This is a genomic window from Pantoea ananatis LMG 2665 (genome assembly GCF_000710035.2).
Taxonomy (GTDB): Bacteria; Pseudomonadota; Gammaproteobacteria; order Enterobacterales; family Enterobacteriaceae; genus Pantoea; species Pantoea ananatis.
The window spans coordinates 303,417-326,523 of the sequence record NZ_JMJJ01000004.1 but is presented as its reverse complement, the minus strand read 5'-3'; the positions used below and the strand labels follow the sequence as shown (position 1 = coordinate 326,523).

General features: G+C 53.2%; 22 protein-coding genes. 10 read left to right on the top strand and 12 right to left on the bottom strand.

Annotation, left to right across the window (positions count from 1 at the left end; translation table 11 throughout):
* Positions 1-42 precede the first annotated feature (42 nt).
* The 7 genes from pxpA to EL29_RS03325 form a co-directional block, all read right to left on the bottom strand.
* Complete coding sequence (pxpA, locus tag EL29_RS03355) at positions 43-780, bottom strand: 5-oxoprolinase subunit PxpA (protein ID WP_013025052.1); 738 nt, start codon at positions 778-780, stop codon at positions 43-45.
* Positions 770-1,702 (bottom strand): 5-oxoprolinase subunit PxpC, encoded by a 933-nt coding sequence (pxpC, locus tag EL29_RS03350; protein ID WP_028714943.1) that lies wholly within the window; start codon positions 1,700-1,702, stop codon positions 770-772. Before pxpC ends, pxpA begins: the two co-directional genes overlap by 11 nt.
* Positions 1,696-2,352, bottom strand: coding sequence for a 5-oxoprolinase subunit PxpB (gene pxpB / locus EL29_RS03345; protein ID WP_013025050.1), 657 nt, complete (start codon positions 2,350-2,352; stop codon positions 1,696-1,698). The genes pxpC and pxpB overlap by 7 nt, the downstream gene beginning before the upstream one ends.
* Positions 2,353-2,509: 157 nt before the next feature.
* The gene (locus tag EL29_RS03340) at positions 2,510-3,253 is read right to left on the bottom strand and encodes a type 2 GTP cyclohydrolase I (RefSeq protein WP_014606299.1); all 744 of its coding nucleotides are present in this window, start codon (positions 3,251-3,253) and stop codon (positions 2,510-2,512) included.
* 17 nt (positions 3,254-3,270) lie between these two features.
* Positions 3,271-4,698, bottom strand: a complete 1,428-nt coding sequence (phrB, locus tag EL29_RS03335) for a deoxyribodipyrimidine photo-lyase (protein WP_028714942.1) — start codon at positions 4,696-4,698, stop codon at positions 3,271-3,273.
* Between the two features lie 12 nt (positions 4,699-4,710).
* Complete coding sequence (locus EL29_RS03330; protein WP_013025047.1) at positions 4,711-5,670, bottom strand: YbgA family protein; 960 nt, start codon at positions 5,668-5,670, stop codon at positions 4,711-4,713.
* A gap of 174 nt (positions 5,671-5,844) precedes the next feature.
* The gene (locus EL29_RS03325; protein WP_013025046.1) at positions 5,845-6,045 is read right to left on the bottom strand and encodes a DUF2517 family protein; all 201 of its coding nucleotides are present in this window, start codon (positions 6,043-6,045) and stop codon (positions 5,845-5,847) included.
* Positions 6,046-6,299: 254 nt separating this feature from the next.
* Here EL29_RS03325 and kdpE point away from each other — a divergent pair, with 254 nt between their 5' ends.
* On the top strand, positions 6,300-6,974 hold the full coding sequence (gene kdpE / locus EL29_RS03320; RefSeq protein ID WP_014606301.1) for a two-component system response regulator KdpE: 675 nt from the start codon (positions 6,300-6,302) through the stop codon (positions 6,972-6,974).
* Positions 6,975-7,015: 41 nt separating this feature from the next.
* Here kdpE and pgm read toward each other — a convergent pair whose 3' ends face one another.
* On the bottom strand, positions 7,016-8,656 hold the full coding sequence (gene pgm / locus EL29_RS03315) for a phosphoglucomutase (alpha-D-glucose-1,6-bisphosphate-dependent) (RefSeq protein WP_013025044.1): 1,641 nt from the start codon (positions 8,654-8,656) through the stop codon (positions 7,016-7,018).
* Between the two features lie 25 nt (positions 8,657-8,681).
* Positions 8,682-9,233, bottom strand: a complete 552-nt coding sequence (seqA, locus tag EL29_RS03310; protein ID WP_019104980.1) for a replication initiation negative regulator SeqA — start codon at positions 9,231-9,233, stop codon at positions 8,682-8,684.
* Between the two features lie 252 nt (positions 9,234-9,485).
* On the opposite strand from seqA, the gene ybfF reads away from it, so the two are divergent.
* The 4 genes from ybfF (at position 9,486) to fur (ending at position 12,133) form a co-directional block, all read left to right on the top strand.
* Positions 9,486-10,250, top strand: coding sequence for an esterase (ybfF, locus tag EL29_RS03305; RefSeq protein ID WP_014606303.1), 765 nt, complete (start codon positions 9,486-9,488; stop codon positions 10,248-10,250).
* Positions 10,251-10,416: 166 nt separating this feature from the next.
* Positions 10,417-10,701: a LexA regulated protein gene (gene ybfE / locus EL29_RS03300; protein ID WP_013025041.1), complete on the top strand. Its 285-nt coding sequence runs from the start codon at positions 10,417-10,419 to the stop codon at positions 10,699-10,701.
* Positions 10,702-10,823: 122 nt separating this feature from the next.
* A complete protein-coding gene (gene fldA, locus EL29_RS03295) occupies positions 10,824-11,354 on the top strand; it encodes a flavodoxin FldA (RefSeq protein WP_006118431.1) in 531 nt (176 codons plus the stop codon).
* A gap of 335 nt (positions 11,355-11,689) precedes the next feature.
* Complete coding sequence (gene fur, locus EL29_RS03290; protein ID WP_013025040.1) at positions 11,690-12,133, top strand: ferric iron uptake transcriptional regulator; 444 nt, start codon at positions 11,690-11,692, stop codon at positions 12,131-12,133.
* A 60-nt stretch (positions 12,134-12,193) separates the two neighbouring features.
* On the opposite strand, the gene EL29_RS03285 is transcribed toward fur, so the two are convergent.
* The 3 genes from EL29_RS03285 to nagE form a co-directional block, all read right to left on the bottom strand.
* Positions 12,194-12,589: a hypothetical protein gene (locus EL29_RS03285; RefSeq protein WP_013025039.1), complete on the bottom strand. Its 396-nt coding sequence runs from the start codon at positions 12,587-12,589 to the stop codon at positions 12,194-12,196.
* 231 nt (positions 12,590-12,820) lie between these two features.
* The gene (gene glnS, locus EL29_RS03280; protein ID WP_028714941.1) at positions 12,821-14,488 is read right to left on the bottom strand and encodes a glutamine--tRNA ligase; all 1,668 of its coding nucleotides are present in this window, start codon (positions 14,486-14,488) and stop codon (positions 12,821-12,823) included.
* A gap of 151 nt (positions 14,489-14,639) precedes the next feature.
* Positions 14,640-16,676, bottom strand: coding sequence for an N-acetylglucosamine-specific PTS transporter subunit IIBC (gene nagE, locus EL29_RS03275; protein ID WP_014593180.1), 2,037 nt, complete (start codon positions 16,674-16,676; stop codon positions 14,640-14,642).
* Between the two features lie 325 nt (positions 16,677-17,001).
* Between nagE and nagB the strand changes: the two genes are divergently transcribed.
* The 5 genes from nagB (at position 17,002) to asnB (ending at position 23,004) form a co-directional block, all read left to right on the top strand.
* On the top strand, positions 17,002-17,802 hold the full coding sequence (gene nagB / locus EL29_RS03270) for a glucosamine-6-phosphate deaminase (RefSeq protein WP_014593179.1): 801 nt from the start codon (positions 17,002-17,004) through the stop codon (positions 17,800-17,802).
* A 60-nt stretch (positions 17,803-17,862) separates the two neighbouring features.
* On the top strand, positions 17,863-19,011 hold the full coding sequence (gene nagA, locus EL29_RS03265; protein WP_013025035.1) for an N-acetylglucosamine-6-phosphate deacetylase: 1,149 nt from the start codon (positions 17,863-17,865) through the stop codon (positions 19,009-19,011).
* Between the two features lie 7 nt (positions 19,012-19,018).
* Positions 19,019-20,239: a DNA-binding transcriptional regulator NagC gene (gene nagC / locus EL29_RS03260; protein WP_013025034.1), complete on the top strand. Its 1,221-nt coding sequence runs from the start codon at positions 19,019-19,021 to the stop codon at positions 20,237-20,239.
* 40 nt (positions 20,240-20,279) lie between these two features.
* On the top strand, positions 20,280-21,032 hold the full coding sequence (locus tag EL29_RS03255; RefSeq protein WP_013025033.1) for an HAD-IIA family hydrolase: 753 nt from the start codon (positions 20,280-20,282) through the stop codon (positions 21,030-21,032).
* Positions 21,033-21,336: 304 nt separating this feature from the next.
* Complete coding sequence (gene asnB, locus EL29_RS03250) at positions 21,337-23,004, top strand: asparagine synthase B (protein WP_028714940.1); 1,668 nt, start codon at positions 21,337-21,339, stop codon at positions 23,002-23,004.
* The last annotated feature ends 103 nt before the right edge of the window (positions 23,005-23,107 follow it).

Sequence of the window (23,107 nt, the reverse complement as noted above, 5' to 3'; positions counted from 1 at the left end):
AGACCAAAAAAAGCCTGAGCTTATCAGCCCGGCGGTGCTGTTTTATTGACTGGTTACAGCAATATTGTTATTTGCGAAGCTGGCCCGTAATCGTTGAGCGAACTGCAGCGCGTGTGCGCCGTCACCATGCACGCAGACGGTCTGCGCGTTAACCGCTACCCACTCACCACTTACGCTTTTTACCCGCCCCTGCTGCACCATCATCAACGTCTGATCGATTGCCTGAGCTTCCTCTTCAATTAATGCGCCGGGTTGACCGCGGGGCACCAGAGCACCGCTGCTGAGATAACCGCGATCGGCAAAAACTTCCTCGCGGGTTTTCAGGCCATGGTGCGCCGCCGCACGAATCGATTCGCTGTTCGCCAGCCCCACGACGATCAGTCCGGCATCGACGGCCTTAACGGCACGCGCAATGGTGTCCGCCAGGCCCGCGTCGGCGGCAGCCTGGTTATACAACATCCCATGCGGCTTTACATGGACCAACGATTGCCCTTCGCTCTCCGCCAGGCTTTTCAATGCGCCGACCTGATAGATGATTTGTGCGTAAAGGGTTTCTGGCGGCAGTTGCATGGCGCTGCGACCAAAATTCTCCCGGTCAGGGAAGCTGGGATGCGCACCAATCGCCACACCGTACGCTTTGGCCCAGCGAACGGACTGCAGCATCATTTCTGCATCGCCCGCGTGAAACCCGCAGGCGATATTGGCGGAGCTTACCAGTTGCAATAGCGCACGATCGCTACTGCCGCCCTCGCCCAAATCGGCGTTTAAATCAATTTTCATTAGCCAGTCCCCATGCCATTTGATCCAGGGCGAGCTGTTGCTGCCGCTTTGCCGCCTGCGCTTCCTGAGCCGTGCAGAGAATAAAATGGATCGGTTCACCCAGACGAATCTGCGCCAGATGGTAGAGATCGCTCTCTATCACACAGGCGATGCGCGGATAGCCCCCGGTGGTTTGTGCATCCGCCAGCAATACAATGGGTTGTCCGTTTCCCGGCACCTGAATAACGCCGGGTACCAGTCCGTGAGATAACAGCTCGCGTGAGGCCTCACGCTGCAAGGTTGGCCCCTGCAAACGGTAGCCCATGCGGTTGCTTTGCGGATTGAGTGTCCATGCCGCTCGCCACAGCTTTTGCTGTGCCTCTTCACTAAACTCATGATATTCCGGCCCCGGCAGTGCCCTAATGCGATTGCCCCACAGCAACTGCTTCACCCCTTTCTTGTGCATAAAGGGCTGCCCCGGTTTGCCCAGAGGAATACGATCGCCATCCTGCAACGTGCGCCCCTGGAAGCCGCCAAACCCGGCTTTGATATCTGTGCTGCATGAGCCCAGTACCTCTGGGACTTCGAATCCTCCCTGTATCGCCAGATAACTGCGCATACCGTGAACCGGTTTCTTTAACACCAGCACCTGGCCTTTTTTAACCGGCAACCGCCAGCCGGTCCAGACGGGTTTCCCGTCCAGTTCGGCCTGACAGCCGGCGCCCGTCAGGGCGAACCAGCCATCGCGTCTGAACTCGGCTTTAAACTGGCCCAGGACAATTTCCAGAACGGCGCTGCCCGGCGGATTACCGACCAGTAAATTTGCCGTGATCATGGCAGGCTGATCCAGAACGCCACTGACGCCGATACCGTACTGACGCCAGCGGTTGCGGCCCAGATCCTGAATGCTGGTGGCCAGCCCCGCCCGAAGAATTGTTAACATATACCTTCCTTTTGCGGCACAAACCGGACTTTGTCGCCGGGTTGCAGCAACGTCGGTGGCTGCTGTTGCGGAGTGAAAAGCGCCACCGGGGTTTGACCAATCAACTGCCAGCCGCCTGGAGAAGCCAGCGGATACACGCCCGTCTGGCTCCCGCCTATCCCCACCGAACCTGCCGGTACGGCTACGCGCGGTTCCGCGCGGCGCGGCATGTGCAGGCGGGGATCAAGCCCGGCCAGATAGGGGAATCCCGGCTGAAAACCAATAAAAAAGACGTCGTACTCGCTACTGCTGTGTAACTCGACCACCTGCTTTGCTGACAGTCCAGCATGATCCGCCACCTGAAGCAGATCGGGGCCTGCTTCACCGCCGTAGATAACCGGCACTTTTACCAGACGAGATCCGGTTGCCTGCGCTTCGCTTTCCAGCCACCACTGCTGAAGCTGCGCTGTGGCCTGCTGCGCGTCAGAGGGCGCCTCCTCCAGCAACAACGTGAGGTTGTTCATGCCGGGAATCACGTCCCGTATCGCGCCATGTGACTGTAAGCGCTCGCTCAACTGCCATATTCGCTGCTGACTGGTGAGGGAAACCGGCGGAGCCAGCTCCAGCACCACCGCGCGTTCGCCCAGCATGTAACATCGTGTTTCTTGCAACGCGCACCTCCCGGTTAAAAAAATGGTTGCGCTCAGGCAGTATGCTGGCGTCCAAAAGCAGGCACTGGTATTGCGGCCTTAAGAAGGTAGTTATGCGAAAGTGACAGAGATGTGTCAATAGATTTGGGTTCTGCCGCGTGATACAGAACCCGGAGGATCAGGCAGGATTGGGGATATCAATAAAGGTCACATCAAGGCCATGCTCTGCTGCCAGCCACTCGCCCAGCGCCTGAATGCCGCAGCGTTCGGTGGCATGATGACCCGCAGCAAAAAAGTGCAGACCCTGCTCACGTGCGCTGTGAATCGTCTGCTCTGACACTTCGCCAGTAATAAAAGCGTCTACCCCAAAGCCAGCCGCAGCGTCGATAAATCCTTGCCCACCGCCGCTGCACCAGGCTACACGACGAATTGCAGCAGGTGCATTATCACCGCAGTGCAGCGGTTGGCGCCCTAATACCTCGGTAATACGCTGTGCCAGCTGCTCACCGGTAATGGGCTGAGCGAACTCGCCCCACGGCACCAGCGGCATGATCTCGCCTACCACATCGATCCCCAACAGCCTGGCCAGTTGCGCATTATTCCCTAACTGCGGGTGCGCATCGAGCGGCAGGTGCCAGCCATAGAGGTTAATATCGTTAGCCAACAGGGTGCGCAGCCGCTGGCGCTTCATCCCTTTAATGACCGCAGGCTCGCTTTTCCAGAAATAACCGTGATGGACCAGCACGGCATCGGCCTGGCGGGCCACCGCTTCATCCAGTAATGCCTGGCAGGCGGTCACGCCCGTAATCACCGTTTTTACCCTGGCGCGGCCTTCAACCTGAAGGCCGTTTGGCGCATAGTCGCTGAAGGCAGCGGTATTGAGCTGCTGGTTGACGATTTTTTCTAACTCGTAGTGATTCATTTCTGCTCCTTGCCGCCTCAGGCCGCGTTCTTCGCGCGCTCAAAGGCGTCGAGTGTCTTTTTACGTGCGTCCTTATGTTCCACGATTGGTGCCGGATAATCGAGTTTCTTGTTATTTTTCTGCGCCCATTGGTGAGGCTGATGGATATCGCTGTCAGGCACCTCTTTCAACTCTGGCAGATAGCGGCGAATAAACTCCCCCTCTTTATCGAAGCGCTCGCCCTGCGTGGTCGGGTTGAAGATGCGGAAATAAGGTGCGGCATCGGTGCCGGTTGACGCCGCCCATTGCCAGCCGCCATTGTTGGCAGCCAGGTCGCCATCGATCAACTGCTGCATGAAGTACCGCTCGCCTTCTCGCCAGTCGATAAGCAGGTCTTTCACCAGAAAGCTGGCGGTAATCATGCGAAGTCGGTTGTGCATCCAGCCGATGGTCTGCATCTGACGCATAGCGGCATCCACAATGGGATAACCGGTTTTCCCCGCCTTCCAGGCGTCGAAGTGCGCGCTGTTACGTTGCCACGCCACGTTGCGTGTCCAGTGAACAAAAGGCTGATGTTTGCACAGGCGCGGATGCGCCACGATGAGGTGACGGTAAAATTCACGCCATATCAGTTCGTTGATCCATACGGCAGCCGGACCGCTATCCAGCGCTTTGGGTTGTTCATGCAGGATTCGATGCAGGCATTGCCGCGGTGAGAGCACGCCGGTAGAGAGATAGACCGATAAACGACTGGTGCTGTCCAGCGCGGGCAAATCGCGCTGCTTTGCGTAATCGAGCACCGCCTGTTTGGCAAACTCACGTAACCGCTTAACGGCCGCCTGTTCACCGGGCGGAAACAGCGACGTGTCGATATCCGCTTTTGGATAATCAAAAGGCGGAAGGCTTTTTGGCTCTTTAAGCGGCGCACCTTCACGGGCTTTGGGAGCCGGCACACACTCGGGTAAACCCTGTTGTAGCCGCCGTAAGAAGGCCTTGCTGAACGGCGTAAACACTTTATACATCTCGCCATCGCCGGTTTGAATACTGCCCGGTGGCAGCAGCAGGCTGTCATCAAAGCCCTGGCAGACTACGTTCGCCTCATGCAGGCGTTTTTCTGCGCTGGCATCCCGTTCACGCTCATTGACTTCGTACTGGTAATTGTAGAAAAGCTTATCGACCTGCTGCTTTTGGCAGAAGCCGACCAGAAAATCGATGCTGGCCGCGAAATCATCACACTGATGAAAGTGAAGCGGAATGCCCCGCTCCGCGAGGGAGGACTGCAGCATATCCAGACTCTGATGAATAAATGCGACCTGGCGGGCCGCCATCTCATGTTGCTGCCACTGCCCGGGCGTTGCGATAAACAGCGCAATCACCCTGGCATCGGGTTGGGTGCAGGCCGCGTGCAGCGCCAGATTATCGTTAATACGCAGGTCGTTTCGCAGCCAGACTAAATGCGTGGTCATAGTACTCCTGAATCATTGTCCGTATCGCAGGCGCAGGGCTTCGGGGTAAGGATCGAAGTAACGCTGCTGCGTCAGCCAGGGGTGCGGATATTCCGCCATATAGTGCTTAAGAATCGTAATGGGTGCTAACAGCGGTTGCGTTCCCTGCCGGTAGCAGTCAATCAGCGACGTCAGCTCTTTACGCTGAGGAGAGCTTAACTGACTACGGAAATAACCCTGAACGTGCATCAAAACGTTAGTGTGATTCGTACGGGACGCGGGCTGTGACATCAAATCCATCAGTCGGCTGCGGTATTCAAAGGCAAAAGCCTCCAACGATTCCCACTGGTTCATTGAGGCAACAAACGGCCCCAGCTCACGGTATTTCTTCTGAGAATGCGCCAACAGCAGCAGCTTGTAGCGGCTGTGAAAAGCCATCAGGTTGTGACGAGTCAGGCCCTGTTTCCACATCTGATTAAACTCATGCAGGGCACAAATCCGGCCAATAAAATTTTCGCGCAGGGTGGGATCGTTAAGGCGACCATCTTCTTCAAGCGGTAGCCAGGGCATTTCACGCTGCAAAAAGGCGGTAAAAATGCCGGTGCCTGCTTTGCGGTTATTGTTGGTGGCGGGTTCATAAATCCTGACCCGTTCCATGCCGCAGCTGGGTGATTTTGCGCACAGGATGTAGCCACAAAGATGATGAAGGGATTTAACGCGGTTTTCGGACCAGTCGCGCATTTTATCGGTGATGTCCTCTCCGCCCTCTTTACTGAAACACAGGTGCAGAGCATCATCATCGCCCATTTTAACGAGGCGTAAGGCCGGGCGAGGCGTAGGAAGGCCAATCGCCATTTCGGGGCAGACAGGTTCAAAACGTACAAAAGGGGTGAGTTGATCAGTAGCGAAAGCCAGGCGCTTATGGCCGCCATCAAATCTGACGCTCTCACCAAGCAGACAAGCGCTGATTCCAACCGGAATTTTCTCACTCATACTTGTACAACCTCCGAAAACTTGTAGAGGTTTAAGTGTAGCGCAAAATAGTGGGGAAATCAGCCTGCGGGGCTTTGCAGATGACGATAATGCTCAAAAAAAGCCCGTTCCCCGTAATAAGATTCAGGGAACGGGCCAGAAATTCAGGGGCTGAGGCGGTTTAATGCAGTCTGATTACCAAAAGACACCGGCAGCGGCTTCAGACTGTGCCAACCAGACCGGCTTGGTGCTGGTTTTGCACCACATACGATGCAGATAGCTGTAAAAGCGGGCACGATCCTTGCGAAACAGCATGACCGGCAGAGCCAGCAGGCCCAACAGGATAACCAGCGTACGGCGCAAAATGATTTTATGACGAGAATAAGTCCGGTACATGGATTCCTCCTGACGAAAAGTCGGTTAAATGTGATCTGCGTCCAATATTACGCCTGATTGTGTAATTTTACTACTCATCTGACCACTAAATTTGACGCTTTTTTGCACTGTTAATGACAATCTGAAAATTAGTTACATTTTGGTTAAATAATGGTTTTGACGATGATCTTTAGCGCGATTCGATGGCAACACGGACGAAAGGCTGAAAAGTTGATACAGTGTGTTTTCCCTTTTCAGGCAATGGCAGGATTGGCGTGACCACGGTTTTAATCATTGAAGATGAGAAAGAAATTCGCCGCTTCGTGCGCATCGCGTTGGAAAGCGAAGGCCTGAAGGTTTTCGATGCCGAAACGCTACAACGTGGGTTGATTGAGGCGGCGACGCGAAAACCCGATCTGGTCATTCTCGATCTCGGCCTGCCCGATGGCGATGGCAAAACCTTTATTGGCGAGCTGCGTCAGTGGAGCACGCTGCCCGTGATTGTGCTGTCGGCCCGAATCGACGAACAGGATAAAATTGACGCGCTGGATGCAGGGGCCGACGACTACCTGACGAAACCCTTCGGTATTGGTGAACTGCTGGCACGCGTTCGCGTCGCCTTGCGCCGTCATGCCGGACAACATACCGATCCCAAGGTCAGCTTCGCCGACGTTACCGTGGATATTGCGGCCCGCAGAGTGCTGCGCGCTGGCGAGGAAGTGCACCTTACGCCGATAGAGTTTCGTTTGCTGACGACGCTGCTGAACAACGCGGGCAAAGTGCTGACCCAGCGGCAGCTGTTGAGCCAGGTGTGGGGACCAAACGCCGTTGAACACAGCCACTATCTGCGGATCTATATGGGGCACCTGCGGCAAAAGCTGGAGGCGAATCCTACCCAGCCGGTACATCTGCTCACGGAAACCGGCATCGGCTACCGATTTATGCCATAAAAAAAGCGCCACTTAGGCGCTTTTTTCATTTAACAGGCAAATCAGGCGTTTTTCAGCACTTCGCTGACAATCTCTACCGCTTCTTTTTCTATCTGCGCGCGGTGTTCTGCGCCCAGGAAACTTTCACAATAGATTTTGTATGCATCTTCGGTGCCTGAAGGACGGGCAGCAAACCAGCCGTTTTCCGTCATCACTTTCAGGCCGCCGATAGACGCGCCATTGCCCGGCGCAGCGGTCAGACGCGCGGTGATCGGATCGCCCGCCAGCGTGTCAGCACTCACCATTTCAGGTGACAGCTTAGACAGCGCCGCTTTCTGTGCGGAACTGGCTGACGCCTGCAGGCGATTGTAGCTGGGTGCACCAAAACGCGCGGCCAGCTCATCATAGTGCTCCTGCGGGTTCTTGCCGGTGACCGCGGTAATCTCCGCTGCCAGCAGACACATGATGATCCCGTCTTTATCGGTGGACCAGGGCGTACCGTCAAAGCGCAGGAATGAAGCGCCCGCACTCTCTTCCCCACCGAAGCCAAAGCTGCCGTCGAACAGGCCATCCACGAACCACTTAAAGCCCACCGGCACTTCCACTAGCTTGCGGCCGATGTCGTTAACGACGCGGTCAATCATGGCACTGGACACCAGGGTTTTCCCCACGGCAACGTCTTTGCCCCATTGTGGACGATGCTGGAACAGATAGTTGATAGCAACGGCCAGATAGTGGTTCGGGTTCATCAGGCCGGCAGGCGTGACGATACCGTGGCGGTCATAATCGGGATCGTTGCCAAACGCCAGGTCAAATTTGTCCTTATAGGCCAGCAGGCCCGCCATGGCAGATTCGGACGAGCAGTCCATGCGCACCACGCCGTCTTTATCCAGATGCATAAAGCGGAACGTCTGATCAACGGCGTCATTCACCAGGGTCAGATCGAGTTTGTAGTGCTCAGCAATGCGCTGCCAGTAAGCGATGCCGGAACCGCCAAGCGGATCGACGCCGATTTTCAGGCCCGCTTTTTGAATCGCCGGGAAATCGATGATCTGTGAAAGGCCTTCAACATAAGGCTGGATCAAATCTTTCTCAACCACGTGACCGCTGGCCCAGGCCTGGTCCAGTGGCAGACGCTTCACGCCTTTCAGGCCCTCTTTCAACAGCTGATTCGCGCGATCTTCAACCACTTTGGTGACGTTGGTATCGGCAGGGCCACCGTTCGGCGGATTGTATTTAATCCCGCCGTCTTCAGGTGGGTTGTGCGAAGGCGTAATAACGATGCCATCCGCCAGCTGATCGCCCGATTTATTGTGCTCAAGGATGGCGTTTGAAATCGCCGGCGTTGGCGTATAGCCATTGTCCTGTTGAACAATCACGTCAACGCCGTTTGCGGCCAGCACTTCCAGCACGGACAACAGCGCAGGTTCAGAAAGCGCATGCGTATCTTTACCTACGTAGCACGGACCGGTAATCCCGTTCTTTTTACGCTCTTCGGCAATCGCCTGAGCTATGGCCAGGATGTGCTTTTCGTTAAAGCTGTGGCGTCCTGCGCTACCGCGATGGCCTGATGTGCCAAATTTCACCGCATGTTCTGGGTTAGCCACATCGGGCTGCAGGACATAATATTGTGAAGTTAATTGTGCAACGTTAATCAAATCGCTCTGCTGGGCAGGCTGCCCGGCACGGGGGTGATTGGCCATTGGCGCTTCTCCCTGACGCTTCAGTTTAAATGGTGCCGCAAACTTTCTCTGCCAGTTCCGACGGGAACTGCATCGACAGCATAATGTGTTCAACCATGCTGCGTTTGCGACCGGTATTGGTATTGGTAATAACCCAGTACGGCGTGCCGGGAACGTGCTTCGGCTTGGTATGGGTACCGCTTTGCAGCAACGTATGTTCATCGCCCGCGAAATAGATGCGCGTGCGGCCCTGCAGCGACGTTGTCGCCTCGGCAAACGCTGCGGTATCCAGACGATAGAGCGTTGACAAGATTAGCATAAAGCGGTTAACCGCCCGCTTCTGCTCCGCATATTCATCCGACAGCATTAGCTCACGCACCGCGCGAACACGATCCTGAGGACGCGATTCATTACCTGCCGACGGTGCCGCTTTAGACGGGGCCGGTGCGGAGACGGGCTGCGTGTCATTGACCGCCGCGGGCTGACCGGCAGTAAACTTCAGCATACGGCGCAGAATATCGGATGCACTTTCGCCAATGTGTTGCGTGTGGCTGGCAATATAACGGTAGAGCTCTTCGTCAACTTCGATCGTTTTCATCTTATTCCGTACGGTTTTTTTACTCACGACAGAACCCGCGATTTTCTGAATACCCCGAGGTGCTGATCGGCATTTCAAAAAGGAGGCAGGTTCTAACATGAAGATTATAAAGTTAAATTCAGACAGGCTGATAGCATTCAAACGGTTTATGGGCAAAAGTCAGAATATGTCCTAATGCCGCCGGAAGCAGCGCGCCTGAAAAGGTGAAACCATGATAACCTAAGCTCAGGTATCACACTTAAGAACTTTGCTATGATTTTGAATGCGCGCCTGCAAACTGAACAATCTTCTTCTGATTCCACACCTGTCCTGCTGATTCATGGTCTGTTTGGCAGTCTTGATAACCTTGGCATTCTGGCCCGAGGGCTTAAAGACGATCGACCGCTTATTCAGGTTGATGTGCGCAACCACGGGCTATCGCCGCGCGCAGACGAGATGAACTACAGGGTGATGGCTCAGGACATGCTGGATACGCTGGATGCTCAGGGGATTGAGCGGATCGCGGTCATTGGTCATTCCATGGGCGGTAAGATCGCCATGACAATGAGCGCGCTGGCACCAGAACGTATCGAACAGATGGTGATGATCGACATCGCGCCCGTTGACTATCAGACACGTCGGCATGACGAGATTTTCGCCGCTATCCGGGCCGTCACGGCCGCTGGCGTCACCTTGCGCACTGAAGCCGCAGAGATCATGCGCAACCACATTGATGAGGACGGCGTCATTCAGTTCATCCTGAAATCATTCAGTCAGGGCGAATGGCGCTTTAATGTCCCGGTGTTATGGGACAACTATGCGCTGATCTCCGGCTGGCAGGAGGTGCCTGCCTGGCCACATCCCGCGCTGTTTATTCGCGGTGGCGACTCACCTTATCTGGATAATCAGTATCGTGACGCGTTACTCAGGCAGTTCCCGGCCGCGCATGCACATGTGATCGGTGGTGCTGGTCACTGGGTCCATGCTGAAAAACCTGATGCCGTTTTACGCAGTATTCGACGCTTTTTTGCGCTTTAAAACATCTTAACTGGCTGTAAAAGTTTAAGATTGGCGTCCGCGGTTAGCCTGGAGTATGATGGCGCGCTAAATTTTTGCCGTGGGCGCTGTTGCCCGCGGGAAGAGTCAATACTTTAATCTGCGCAGCGGAAACGTCTCGTTCGCGCCCACTCAGTTGTACTAAGTCATGGCAAAAGAACACACTGACCGTACGACGCTCGATCTGTTCGCTAACGAGCGTCGCCCGGGTCGCCCAAAAACCAGTCCGCTTACGCGTGATGAACAACTGCGTATCAACAAACGCAATCAACTGAAACGTGACAAAGGGCGCGGACTTCGTCGTGTCGAACTCAAAATGAACAGTGAAGCCGTTGAAGCGCTGAATATGCTGGCTGAGCAGCGCAATCTCAGCCGCAGCGAATTAATTGAACAAATGCTGCTGGCACAACTCAAACTGGACTCACGCGGGTAAACCGCACACAGAAACAAATGTCGCGGCTTTACACATTCCGCCCTTTTGCGCGGTCTGCTATCATTTGCTGAACAGGCTCCGGCATTCATTCTATCATCAGGATTTAAGAGGTTATTTTACCCATGGCAATCGTAGGCATCTTCTTTGGCAGCGATACCGGTAACACCGAAAACATTGCAAAAATGATCCAGAAACAACTGGGTAAAGACGTTGCAGAAGTTCACGACATCGCGAAAAGCACTAAAGAAGACTTAGAAGCCTTTGACATTCTGCTGCTGGGCATCCCCACCTGGTATTACGGTGAAGCCCAGTGCGACTGGGATGACTTCTTCCCGACGCTGGAAGAGATCGACTTTAACGGCAAGCTGGTTGCGCTGTTTGGCTGTGGCGATCAGGAAGATTACGCAGAGTACTTCTGTGATGCCATGGGAACCATTCGTGACATCATCGAACCTAACGGCGCCATCATCGTGGGCCACTGGCCGACCGAGGGTTACCACTTCGAAGCGTCAAAAGGCCTGGCTGATGACAACCACTTCCTGGGTCTGGCTATTGATGAAGATCGCCAGCCAGAGCTGACCAACGAACGCGTTGATAAATGGGTTAAGCAAATTTTTGATGAGCTGCAGCTCAAAGAAATCATTGAAGCCTGATCGCGCTGAGCTCAGTGTGGACGCAGGTTCACACTGGGCAAACGGCTTTTCCTATAAAAATAATAGCTACATTTTTGTAACTTTCCCCATTTAATCTGTAGAATACCCGCATCGATCATCTGCTTATTTCCCTGGAACTGAGATGACAAAACGCGAAATGCGACTCGTCCGCTTTCCATGCCATGCGCAGCGAACATCGCCGCTGGCGCATCGCAAGGACATCGGTTTTCATTTCAGCGCATCAGTTCTATAATGAGACGCAAATGAGAATGGCGGTCGATCGACATACAGGCTACGTGCCACAAGAGTGACTAAAGTAACAGGACAATATCCGCATGACTGACAACAATACCGCATTAAAGAAGGCTGGCCTGAAAGTCACATTGCCCAGACTCAAAATTCTGGAAGTGCTTCAGGAACCTGCATGCCATCACGTCAGCGCGGAAGATCTGTATAAACGCCTGATCGACATGGGCGAAGAGATTGGACTGGCCACGGTCTACCGTGTGCTTAACCAGTTCGACGATGCAGGCATCGTGACCCGCCACAACTTTGAAGGCGGTAAATCGGTGTTTGAGCTGACGCAGCAGCACCATCACGACCACCTGATCTGTCTGGATTGCGGTAAAGTGATTGAATTTAGTGACGAATCCATTGAGACGCGTCAACGTGAAATCGCGACCCGTCATGGTATTAAGCTCACCAACCACAGCCTGTACCTGTACGGTCACTGTGCACTGGGCGACTGCCGTGAAGACGAAACGCTGCACGACAAATAAGCGCTTTCGGGTATAAAGTAAAAAAGCCGATGTTCACATCGGCTTTTTTATTGCTGTCGCTCAGGTCACGAGCGTTTCCTGCAGGTAGCGCCAGCGTGGAACAGAGGTGGTGCAGTCCAGAATCGCCAGCGAAATACGGCTTTTATTTTCACCATTCATCATCTGCAGTTCGCGATACTGAATCGTCACTTCGTTCGCATGCTCAGAAAGAATTACATGCTCACTGGTCGCAATGCGCATCCCTTCCCTTGCCCCCTGCAGTCGTCGAAAAAGATCTTCAACCTGATCCAGATTCAGCTGTTTTCCCTGCGGCGTGACCATCTTAAAATCGGGATGAAAGTGCGAGAGCAGCAGATGAAAACTGTCGCCACCATCCCGACCATGATTAAAAATATGTTCAATAAGCTGATGTAACACGACAACGCTATGTTTGGCTTCCTGTGCAAAAAGTGTCATTTTTTCCTTTTAAACCCACAAACTGATACTTCAGAGGGTTAGCCTACCTGAAAAAAAAGAATTAACACTGGGAAATTTATTAAAAAAATTAAACTGAGAGCGGTTCCACAAAAATAAAATTAATACTCTGACTCTGCTCAGGAGAAACGTCGGTACTAAAAAAAATCGCCGCAATAAAAAAGGGCGATAACTCGCCCTTTCGATTACTCTGCGGTCAACATCACAGAGAAATTATTCGCCGATTTTCGCCCAGGTATCGCGTAAACCTACCGTGCGGTTAAACACTAACTGTGAAGGGGTTGAATAAACGCTGTCGGCACAGAAGTAGCCTTCGCGCTCAAACTGGTAGGGCGCGCTGACCACCGCATCACGCAGGCCAGGTTCAACAAAGCCCTGTTTGACTTCCAGCGAGTCGGGATTAATCGTGGTCAGGAAATCGTCTGCCGCGCCAGGATTGGGTACGCTAAACAGGCGATCGTAAAGACGGAACTCAGCGGGCAGTGCATGTTCAGCGGACACCCAGTGAATCACGCCTTTAACTTTACGGCCGTCAGCAGGATCTTTGCTCAGCGTATCCACATCACAGGTGCAGTAGATGCAGGTGATATTGCCTTCTTCATCCTTCGCGATACGCTCGGCTCGGATCACGTACGCATTACGCAGGCGCACCTCTTTACCCAGCACCAGGCGTTTATACTGCTTGTTAGCTTCTTCACGGAAATCGGCCCGATCGATCCAGATTTCGCGGCTGAACGGCACGTCGCGCGTCCCCATCTCCGGTTTGTTAGGATGGTTCGGCATGCTAAGCACTTCGTTATGGCCTGCCGGCAGGTTTTCCAGCACCAGCTTCACCGGATCCAACACCGCCATCGCGCGTGGCGCATTTTCGTTGAGATCGTCGCGGATACAAGACTCCAGCGAGGCCATTTCAACAATGTTGTCCTGCTTGGTGATACCAATACGCCGGCAAAACTCACGGATTGAGGCCGCGGTATAACCACGGCGACGCAGGCCGGACACGGTTAACATACGGGGATCGTCCCAGCCTTCCACATGCTTCTCACTGACCAGCTGCGTGAGTTTGCGTTTTGACATCACCGCATATTCAAGATTCAGGCGCGAAAATTCGTACTGACGTGGATGAACCGGAATCGTGATGTTGTCCAGCACCCAGTCATACAGACGGCGGTTATCCTGGAACTCCAGTGTACAGAGTGAATGCGTAATGCCTTCCAGCGCATCGGAAATGCAGTGGGTAAAATCGTACATCGGGTAGATGCACCATTTGTTGCCGGTTTGATGATGTTCAGCAAACTTAATGCGGTACAGCACCGGGTCGCGCATAACGATAAAGCTGGAAGCCATATCAATTTTTGCACGCAGACAGGCTTTACCTTCTGCAAATTCACCGTTGCGCATTTTTTCAAACAGGGCAAGGTTCTCTTCCACGCTGCGATCGCGGTATGGGCTGTTTTTACCCGGCGCGGTTAACGTTCCCCGGTATTCACGAATTTCTTCAGGGGTCAGTTCATCAACATAGGCAAGTCCCTTTCCGATCAGTTCAACCGCATACTGGTAAAGCTGATCAAAATAGTCAGATGAATAACGAACGTCGCCACTCCACGAAAAACCCAACCACTGCACATCACGCTTGATGGACTCAACAAATTCCATATCCTCTTTAACCGGATTGGTATCGTCAAAACGCAGATTGCACTCGCCCTGATAGTCTTGTGCAATACCAAAATTCAGGCAGATTGATTTAGCATGACCGATGTGCAGATAACCATTTGGCTCTGGGGGGAAACGGGTATGCACACTGCTGTGCTTCCCGCTCGCCAAATCCTCGTCAATAATCTGACGAATAAAGTTAGTTGGGCGGGCTTCAGCCTCACTCATCTCAAAATCCTCAACGCGTAGAAAGGGTGGTTTATACCACGTAATATCCGGGTATGATCCACAAAGCGTTGCAGAGAAACAACCGTTTGTTGGGCGTTTAAAATAAAAAAGGCAGGAATCGCTTCCTGCCTTTTGTTGTTGATACAGCGAATTAGCCTTTAATTTCATACAGCGGGGTTTCACCCGCGATCACCTGGCCCTGCGTCAACAGCGTTAATCCTGCGAAGTCTTCAATATTGCTGACCACCACCGGACTTATCATCGAGCGGGCATGGGCGTTGAGATAGTCAAGATCCATCTCCAGCACCGGCTGACCTGCCGTGACCTGAGCGCCCTCTTCCACTAAACGGGTAAAGCCCTGACCGCCCAGCGCCACGGTATCCAGCCCCATGTGCACCACGATCTCCACCCCGTTTTCACTTTCCAGGCAGAACGCATGGTTAGTGTTAAAGATTTTCACCACGGTGCCCGCAATGGGGGCCACAACGCGCTTGTCGCTGGGTTTGATTGCCACACCGTCGCCGACCGCTTTACTGGCAAAAGCCTCATCCGGTACGGCATCCAGCGGCACAATTTCACCGCTCACGGGCGCCACTAAAGTCGCGATAACGCGTTTTTCACTGTTTAACACAGCCTGAGGTTTCACGTCGCTGGCCGCAGCGGGTGCGCTGGCGGTGCTGGCGGTAGCGGCTGCAACCGGGCCTTTCACCAACACTTTTTTCATGGCCATGGCGATACTTTCAGCCTGTGTGCCGACGATTATCTGAACGCTCTGCTTGTTCAGGCGGATCACACCTGAGGCACCCAGGCGTTTCGCCACGCCTTCATTAACCTGCCCGGCATCCTTCACATTCAGACGCAGACGCGTAATGCAGGCATCGATCGCGGTTAAGTTGTCTGAACCGCCCACCGCGCCAATGTAACGACGCGCCAGAGATTCGGTCGCGCTCTCACCGTTGTCGGTAGTATCCACATTCACGTCATAACCATCGGTTTCATCGCCAGCAACCGCCAGTTCACGGCCCGGCGTCATCAGGTTGAATTTTTTGATGGTGAAACGGAACACAACATAGTAGATAACGAAGAACACCAGCCCTTGCGGAATCAGCATGTACCAGTGCGTCGCCAGGGGATTGCGGGATGAGAGCACCATGTCCACCAGCCCCGCGCTGAAACCAAAGCCGGCAATCCAATGCATGCTGGCAGCAATAAACACAGACAGACCGGTCAACACAGCATGGATGACATAAAGTACCGGTGCCACGAACATAAAGGAAAATTCCAGTGGTTCGGTAATGCCGGTAAAGAAGGCGGCAAAAGCCGCCGCCAACATGATCCCGCCGACCTTCGCCCGATTTTCAGGACGAGCACAATGGTAAATCGCCAGCGCTGCGCCGGGTAAACCGAACATCATGATAGGGAAGAAGCCCGCCTGATAACGGCCCGTGATGCCCGGAATAGCGGTGCCATTCGCCAGCGACTGCGCACCGCCGAGGAATTTAGGAATGTCGTTAATGCCCGCGACGTCGAACCAGAACACGGAGTTCAGCGCATGATGTAAGCCTACCGGAATAAGCAATCGGTTGAAGAAGGCATAGACGCCAGCCCCTACCGATCCCAGCTTCTGGATATGCTCACCAAAGCTCACCAGACCATTAAAGATGACTGGCCAGATATACATCAGGATGAACGCGACCAGAATCATCAGGAACGAGACCAGAATCGGGACCAGACGACGGCCGCTGAAGAACGAGAACGCTTTGGGCAGTTCAACATGGCTAAAGCGGTTGTAGACTTCGGCTGACAGAACCCCAACCAGAATACCGACAAACTGATTGCTGATTTTCCCAAAGGCCGCAGGGACGTCAGCCACCGGTATTTTCTGAATCATCGCCACGGCGGCAGGCGAACACAACGTCGTCACGACCAGGAAACCAACGAAGCCGGTGAGTGCGGCCGCGCCGTCTTTATCTTTTGACATACCGTACGCCACGCCAATCGCGAACAGCACCGACATGTTTTCAATGATCGCGCCACCGGATTTAATCAGCAGGGCGGCAAAGGCATTGCCCGCGCCCCAGCTGTCCGGATCGATCCAGTAGCCGATCCCCATAAGTATTGCTGCAGCAGGCAAAGTGGCGACCGGCACCATCAGCGCCCGTCCCACTCGTTGTAAATAACTTAACATTGACCCTTCCCCCTATGAACTGACTCTGTAGCTATGCTGCCGCTTAATGTTGTTATGTCAGCAGCAAGCCTCTTACGGCATTACACTCAATGCTGTGGAGTGTAATAACAATTTAATTCGCTTCACAAATTAATAGCTACTATCTGTGACAATTATCACCATAAATCGATTTTTAAGGTCACTCTCACTGGCTATAAAGGCAAACTTATTTTATGATGCGAAATATCAAGATGTGCGCTTTCTAACACCCTTTGCGCCTGCCACTTCAGGCCTGACCCGCGTAATAGCTGCACGTCTGACCGTTAACTCACATTCGAGGTGCAATATGAGACTGATTCCTTTATCCACCCCAACTCAGGTCGGCAAATGGGCGGCACGCCATATCGTCAATCGCATCAATGCGTTTAATCCCCGTGCTGACAAGCCTTTTATCCTGGGACTGCCCACGGGCGGAACACCGCTGGAAGCCTATAAACACCTGATTGACATGCACAAAGCGGGCCAGGTCAGCTTTAAACATGTCGTGACCTTTAACATGGACGAATACGTTGGCTTGCCGAAAGAGCATCCGGAAAGCTATCACAGCTTTATGTACCGCAATTTCTTCGACCACGTTGATATCCAACCAGAAAATATCAATTTACTGAATGGTAATGCGCCAGATATTGACGCAGAATGTCGCCGTTATGAAGATAAAATTCGGACACTGGGTAAAATTCACCTGTTTATGGGCGGCGTTGGTAACGATGGGCATATCGCGTTTAATGAACCCGCCTCATCTCTGTCTTCACGCACCCGGATTAAAACCCTGACGCACGACACGCGCGTAGCGAACTCGCGTTTTTTCAACGGTGATGTGGATCAGGTACCCAAATACGCGCTGACAGTCGGTGTTGGTACGCTGCTGGATGCCGAAGAAGTCATGATCCTGGTCACCGGGCACGTAAAAGCCCAGGCGTTGCAGGCTGCTGTTGAAGGGAACGTGAACCATATGTGGACGATTAGCTGCCTGCAGCTTCATCCTAAATCCGTGGTGGTCTGTGATGAGCCTGCCACCATGGAGCTAAAAGTAAAAACGGTGAAATACTTCCGTGAAATGGAAGCGGAAAATATGCAGGGCGTTTAACACAATCATTTCGTCACCTGCGGTTAGACGCGTTAACGGCAGGCAAGCCGGGAGAACAAGATGTACGCATTAGTGAACGGCCGTATCTACAGCGGCGATGACATTTTCGATCATCATGCTGTCGTCATCGCTGACGGCAAAATTGAGCGGGTTTGCTCTCTGGCAGCCTTGCCGCCAGAAATAGAACAGCAGGATGTTGGGGGCGCGATTATCGCACCCGGCTTTATTGACCTGCAGCTTAACGGCTGTGGAGGCGTGCAGTTTAATGACGATATCCATGCCATCAGCGTGGAAACGCTGGAAACCATGCACCGCGCCAATGTTAAATCCGGCTGCACCAGCTTTCTGCCAACGCTGATTACCAGCAGTGACGAACTCATGGTGCGCGCCGTCGAAACAATGCGCGCCTTTTTGCAGAAGTATCCCCACTTTCTGCTGGGATTACATCTGGAAGGTCCGTGGCTGAACGTCGCCAAAAAAGGCACCCATAACCCTGCCCTTATTCGCCAGCCCGATCCGAAGATGGTCGATTTCCTGTGTGCGAATGCGGATGTGATTAGCAAGGTCACACTGGCGCCAGAAAGCGTCGGAAGCGCCGTGATTCGCCAACTCAGCGACGCCGGTATTGTGGTGTCTGCGGGTCATTCCAATGCCACTTTCGAAGAAGCCAAAGCGGGTTTTGCCGCCGGCATCACCTTTGCGACGCACCTTTATAATGCCATGCCGGCCTTTGCAGGGCGTGAGCCAGGCCTAATCGGTGCGCTGTTTGATGCGCCTGATGTATACTGCGGCATCATTGCGGATGGTTTACATGTTCATTACGCTAACGTTCGTAATGCCAAACGCATTAAGGGTGACAAGCTGGTCCTGGTAACCGATGCCACTGCGCCCGCAGGTGCCACAATCGATAAGTTTATTTTTGCTGGTAAAACAATATATTATCGTGATGGACTCTGTGTTGATGAACATGGCACGCTGAGCGGTTCAGCACTGACGATGATCGAAGCCGTGCAAAACAGCGTTGAACATGCAGGCATTCCACTGGATGAAGCGCTGCGCATGGCATCACTTTATCCGGCACGGGCAATGGGCGTAGAAAAACAGTCAGGCACTATCCAGGCAGGAAAACTCGCCAATCTGACCGTATTTACACGCGACTTTAAAATTATTAAGACGTTAGTCAATGGAGATAACGTCCTGAGCGAGTAAGCACTGAATGACTACTGGCGGCCAGACACAAATTGGAAATGTCGATCTTGTCAAACAACTGAACAGCGCAGCCGTCTACCGGTTAATCGACCAACAGGGACCGATTTCGCGCATTCAGATTGCGGATCTGAGCCAACTCGCGCCCGCCAGTGTGACCAAAATTACCCGCCAGCTTATTGAGCGCGGCCTGATCAAGGAGGTGGACCAGCAGGCGTCCACCGGCGGACGCCGCGCGATCTCCATCGTCACTGAAACCCGTCACTTTCACACTATCGGCGTGCGCCTCGGCCGCAACGATGCGACCTTAACGCTGTTCGATTTAAGCGGCAAATCACTGGCTCAGCAGGATTATCCCCTGCCGCAAACCACACAGGACACGCTGGAGCAGGCGCTGTTCGATGCCGTTGCGCATTTTATTCAGCAGAGCGAAGCGAAAATTCGTGAGCTGATAGCCATTTCGGTGATTCTGCCTGGCCTGGTCGATCCGCATAATGGCGTTATCCGTTATATGCCGCACATTACGGTGGACCAGTGGCCTCTGGTGGCCAACCTGAAAAAACGCTTTAAGGTGACCAGCTTTGTGGGTCATGACATTCGCAGTCTGGCGCTGGCAGAGCACTATTTTGGCGCAACCCGTGATTGTGCTGATTCCATATTAGTGCGACTGCATCGGGGAACGGGCGCAGGGATTATTGCCAACGGACAAATATTCCTGGGCAGTAATGGCAACGTGGGTGAAATCGGCCATATTCAGGTCGATCCGCTCGGGGAACGCTGCCATTGCGGTAACTTTGGCTGCCTTGAAACCATCGCGGCGAATGGCGCCATTGAACAGCGCGTCAGAGAGCTGTTGAATAAAGGCTACCCCAGCATATTGACTCAGGATGCCTGCCAGATGCCGCACATCTGTCAGGCGGCGAACCAGGGCGATGCGCTGGCAAGTGAAGTTGTCGAATACGTGGGTCGCTATCTGGGTAAAGCCATTGCTATCGCCATTAACCTGTTTAATCCGCAAAAAATTGTGTTGGCCGGCGAAATTACGGAAGCTGAACGCGTGTTGCTCCCGGCCATAGAAAGTTGCATTAATACCCAGGCGCTGGCGGCCTTCCGTAAACATCTGCCGGTGGTGCGTTCACAACTCGATCACCGCTCCGCGATTGGGGCCTTTGCCCTGGCAAAACGGGCGATGTTAAACGGCATTCTGCTGCAACATCTTTTGGAAGACTAAGCGCGGCCTTACTCAGCGCGGCGCGTATCGGAACCCCTTTATGACGATTAAAAATGTAATTTGTGATATCGATGGCGTGCTGATGCACGACAATACCGCAGTGCCCGGCGCGAAAGAATTTTTGCAGCGCATCCTGGCGAAAGACATGCCATTGGTGGTGCTGACCAATTATCCTTCACAAACGGCGCGTGATTTGGCAAACCGTTTTTCCTCAGCGGGAATCGACATACCGGATTCGGTGTTTTACACCTCAGCCATGGCCACCGCGGACTTTTTACGCCGCCAGGAAGGCAAAAAAGCCTATGTCATTGGCGAAGGTGCGCTGGTACACGAGCTGTATAAAGCCGGTTTTACCATCACTGACGTTAACCCGGATTTCGTTATCGTCGGGGAAACCCGCTCATTCAACTGGGACATGATGCACAAGGCCGCTTTCTTTGTGGCAAACGGCGCGCGGTTCATTGCAACCAATCCCGATACGCATGCCCGGGGCTTTGTGCCCGCCTGTGGCGCACTGTGTGCCGGTATTGAAAAGATTTCAGGTCGCAGGCCATTTTACGTTGGCAAGCCCAGCCCCTACATCATGCGCGCCGCGCTGAACAAGATGCAGGCCCATTCAGAGGAAACGGTTATCGTGGGCGATAATCTTCGTACCGATATCCTCGCTGGTTTTCAGGCCGGTCTGGAAACGATTCTGGTGCTTTCTGGCGTATCCACGCTTACCGACATTGATGCGATGCCTTTCCGTCCTGACTGGATTTTCCCGTCTGTTGCCGATATCGACCTCTTTTGATTCATTTCTCTTATGACGCACTGCCAGATTCTGTGGTGCGTCTCACCTTTATGGCTCTCTGCGCCCGTTATCCTCGCTCAAAAAGCGTGCTGAAATTTCATTTCATTGCCGATTCAACAATAAAAACCCAATTCTGTTAGATAAAATTCAATATACCTCGCCACACAACAACATTTTCATCAGCAAAATACGATTCCTCTTGCATTGGGGACCGTAAATAACGCATTTTCTTATACATCACGCAGCCACAGGCTGCCGGACAAACGTAAAATTACATCGCCGCAGGTGAGTTCAGGAGTCAGATATGTGTTCTATTTTTGGTGTGCTGGATCTGAAAAGCGATCCCGTTGAGTTACGTAAAAAAGCATTGGAAAGCTCACGTTTGATGCGTCACCGTGGGCCGGACTGGTCAGGCGTTTACGCCGATGACCACGCCATTCTTGCTCATGAGCGCCTCTCAATTGTTGACGTGAACAACGGTGCACAGCCGCTGTATAACGCTGACCACACCCACGTACTGGCAGTCAATGGTGAGATCTACAACCATCAGGCCCTGCGCGCAAAATTAAGCGATCGCTACGCGTTTCAGACCGGTTCTGACTGCGAAGTGATTCTGGCGCTGTACCAGGAGAAAGGTGTCGATTTTCTTGACGAACTGGAAGGCATGTTTGCCTTCATCCTGTATGACAGCGTCAAAGGCACCTATCTGATTGGCCGTGACCATATCGGTATCATCCCGCTGTATATGGGCAACGATGAGCACGGTAACCTGTTTGTCGCCTCAGAAATGAAAGCGCTGGTGCAAGTGTGCCGTTCAATCAAAGAATTCCCGCCGGGAAGCTACCTTTCCAGCACCGACGGTGAAATTCGTCGTTACTGGCAGCGTGACTGGATGGAATACCAGAACGTTGAGAACAACGTGACTGACGCAGCAGAACTGAAACATGCGCTGGAAGAGTCAGTAAAAAGCCACCTGATGTCCGATGTTCCGTATGGCGTGCTGCTGTCTGGTGGTCTGGACTCGTCAATTATTTCAGCGGTAACCAAACGTTTCGCGGCCAAACGCGTGGAAGATCAGGATAAAACTGATGCCTGGTGGCCACAGCTGCACTCGTTCGCGGTCGGTCTGGAAGGATCGCCGGATCTGAAAGCGGCCAAACTGGTGGCAGAGCATCTGGGTACGGTGCACCACGAAATTCACTTCACGGTGCAGGAAGGCCTGGATGCGATTCGTGACGTGATCTACCACATTGAAACCTATGATGTGACCACGATTCGCGCCTCCACACCGATGTACCTGATGTCGCGTAAGATTAAAGCCATGGGCATCAAAATGGTGCTGTCAGGCGAAGGGGCTGACGAAGTCTTTGGTGGTTATCTGTATTTCCATAAGGCGCCAAACGCGAAAGAGTTCCATGAGGAGAACGTTCGCAAACTGCTGGCCCTGCATATGTTTGACTGCGCACGCGCCAACAAAGCGATGTCTGCCTGGGGCGTTGAAGCACGCGTGCCGTTCCTGGATAAGAAATTCCTGGATGTCGCCATGCGTATCAACCCACAAGACAAGATGTGCGGCAGCAACGGTAAAATGGAAAAACACATTCTGCGTGAATGCTTCTCCTCTTACCTGCCCGAAAGCGTGGCCTGGCGCCAGAAAGAGCAGTTCTCTGACGGCGTGGGTTACAGCTGGATTGACACACTGAAAGAAGTCGCGGCCAAACAAATCAGCGATCAGCAACTGGCGACGGCGCACTTCCGTTTCCCGTATAACACGCCGGGGTCGAAAGAAGCGTACCTGTACCGTGAAATCTTTGAAGAACTCTTCCCACTGCCGAGCGCTGCCGAGTGCGTACCAGGCGGGCCGTCTGTTGCCTGTTCATCGGCAAAAGCCATCGAGTGGGACGAAGCCTTCAAAAACATGGATGACCCGTCAGGACGTGCCGTGGGTGTTCACCAGTCTGCCTACAAATAAGTGCTATACTGAGTGACAATATGGGCCGTATATGGCCCATCTTTTTTGTTATTGCCGTTGTATTCACTGAAAAATTGCCGAATAAAGCATCACCCTGGTTATA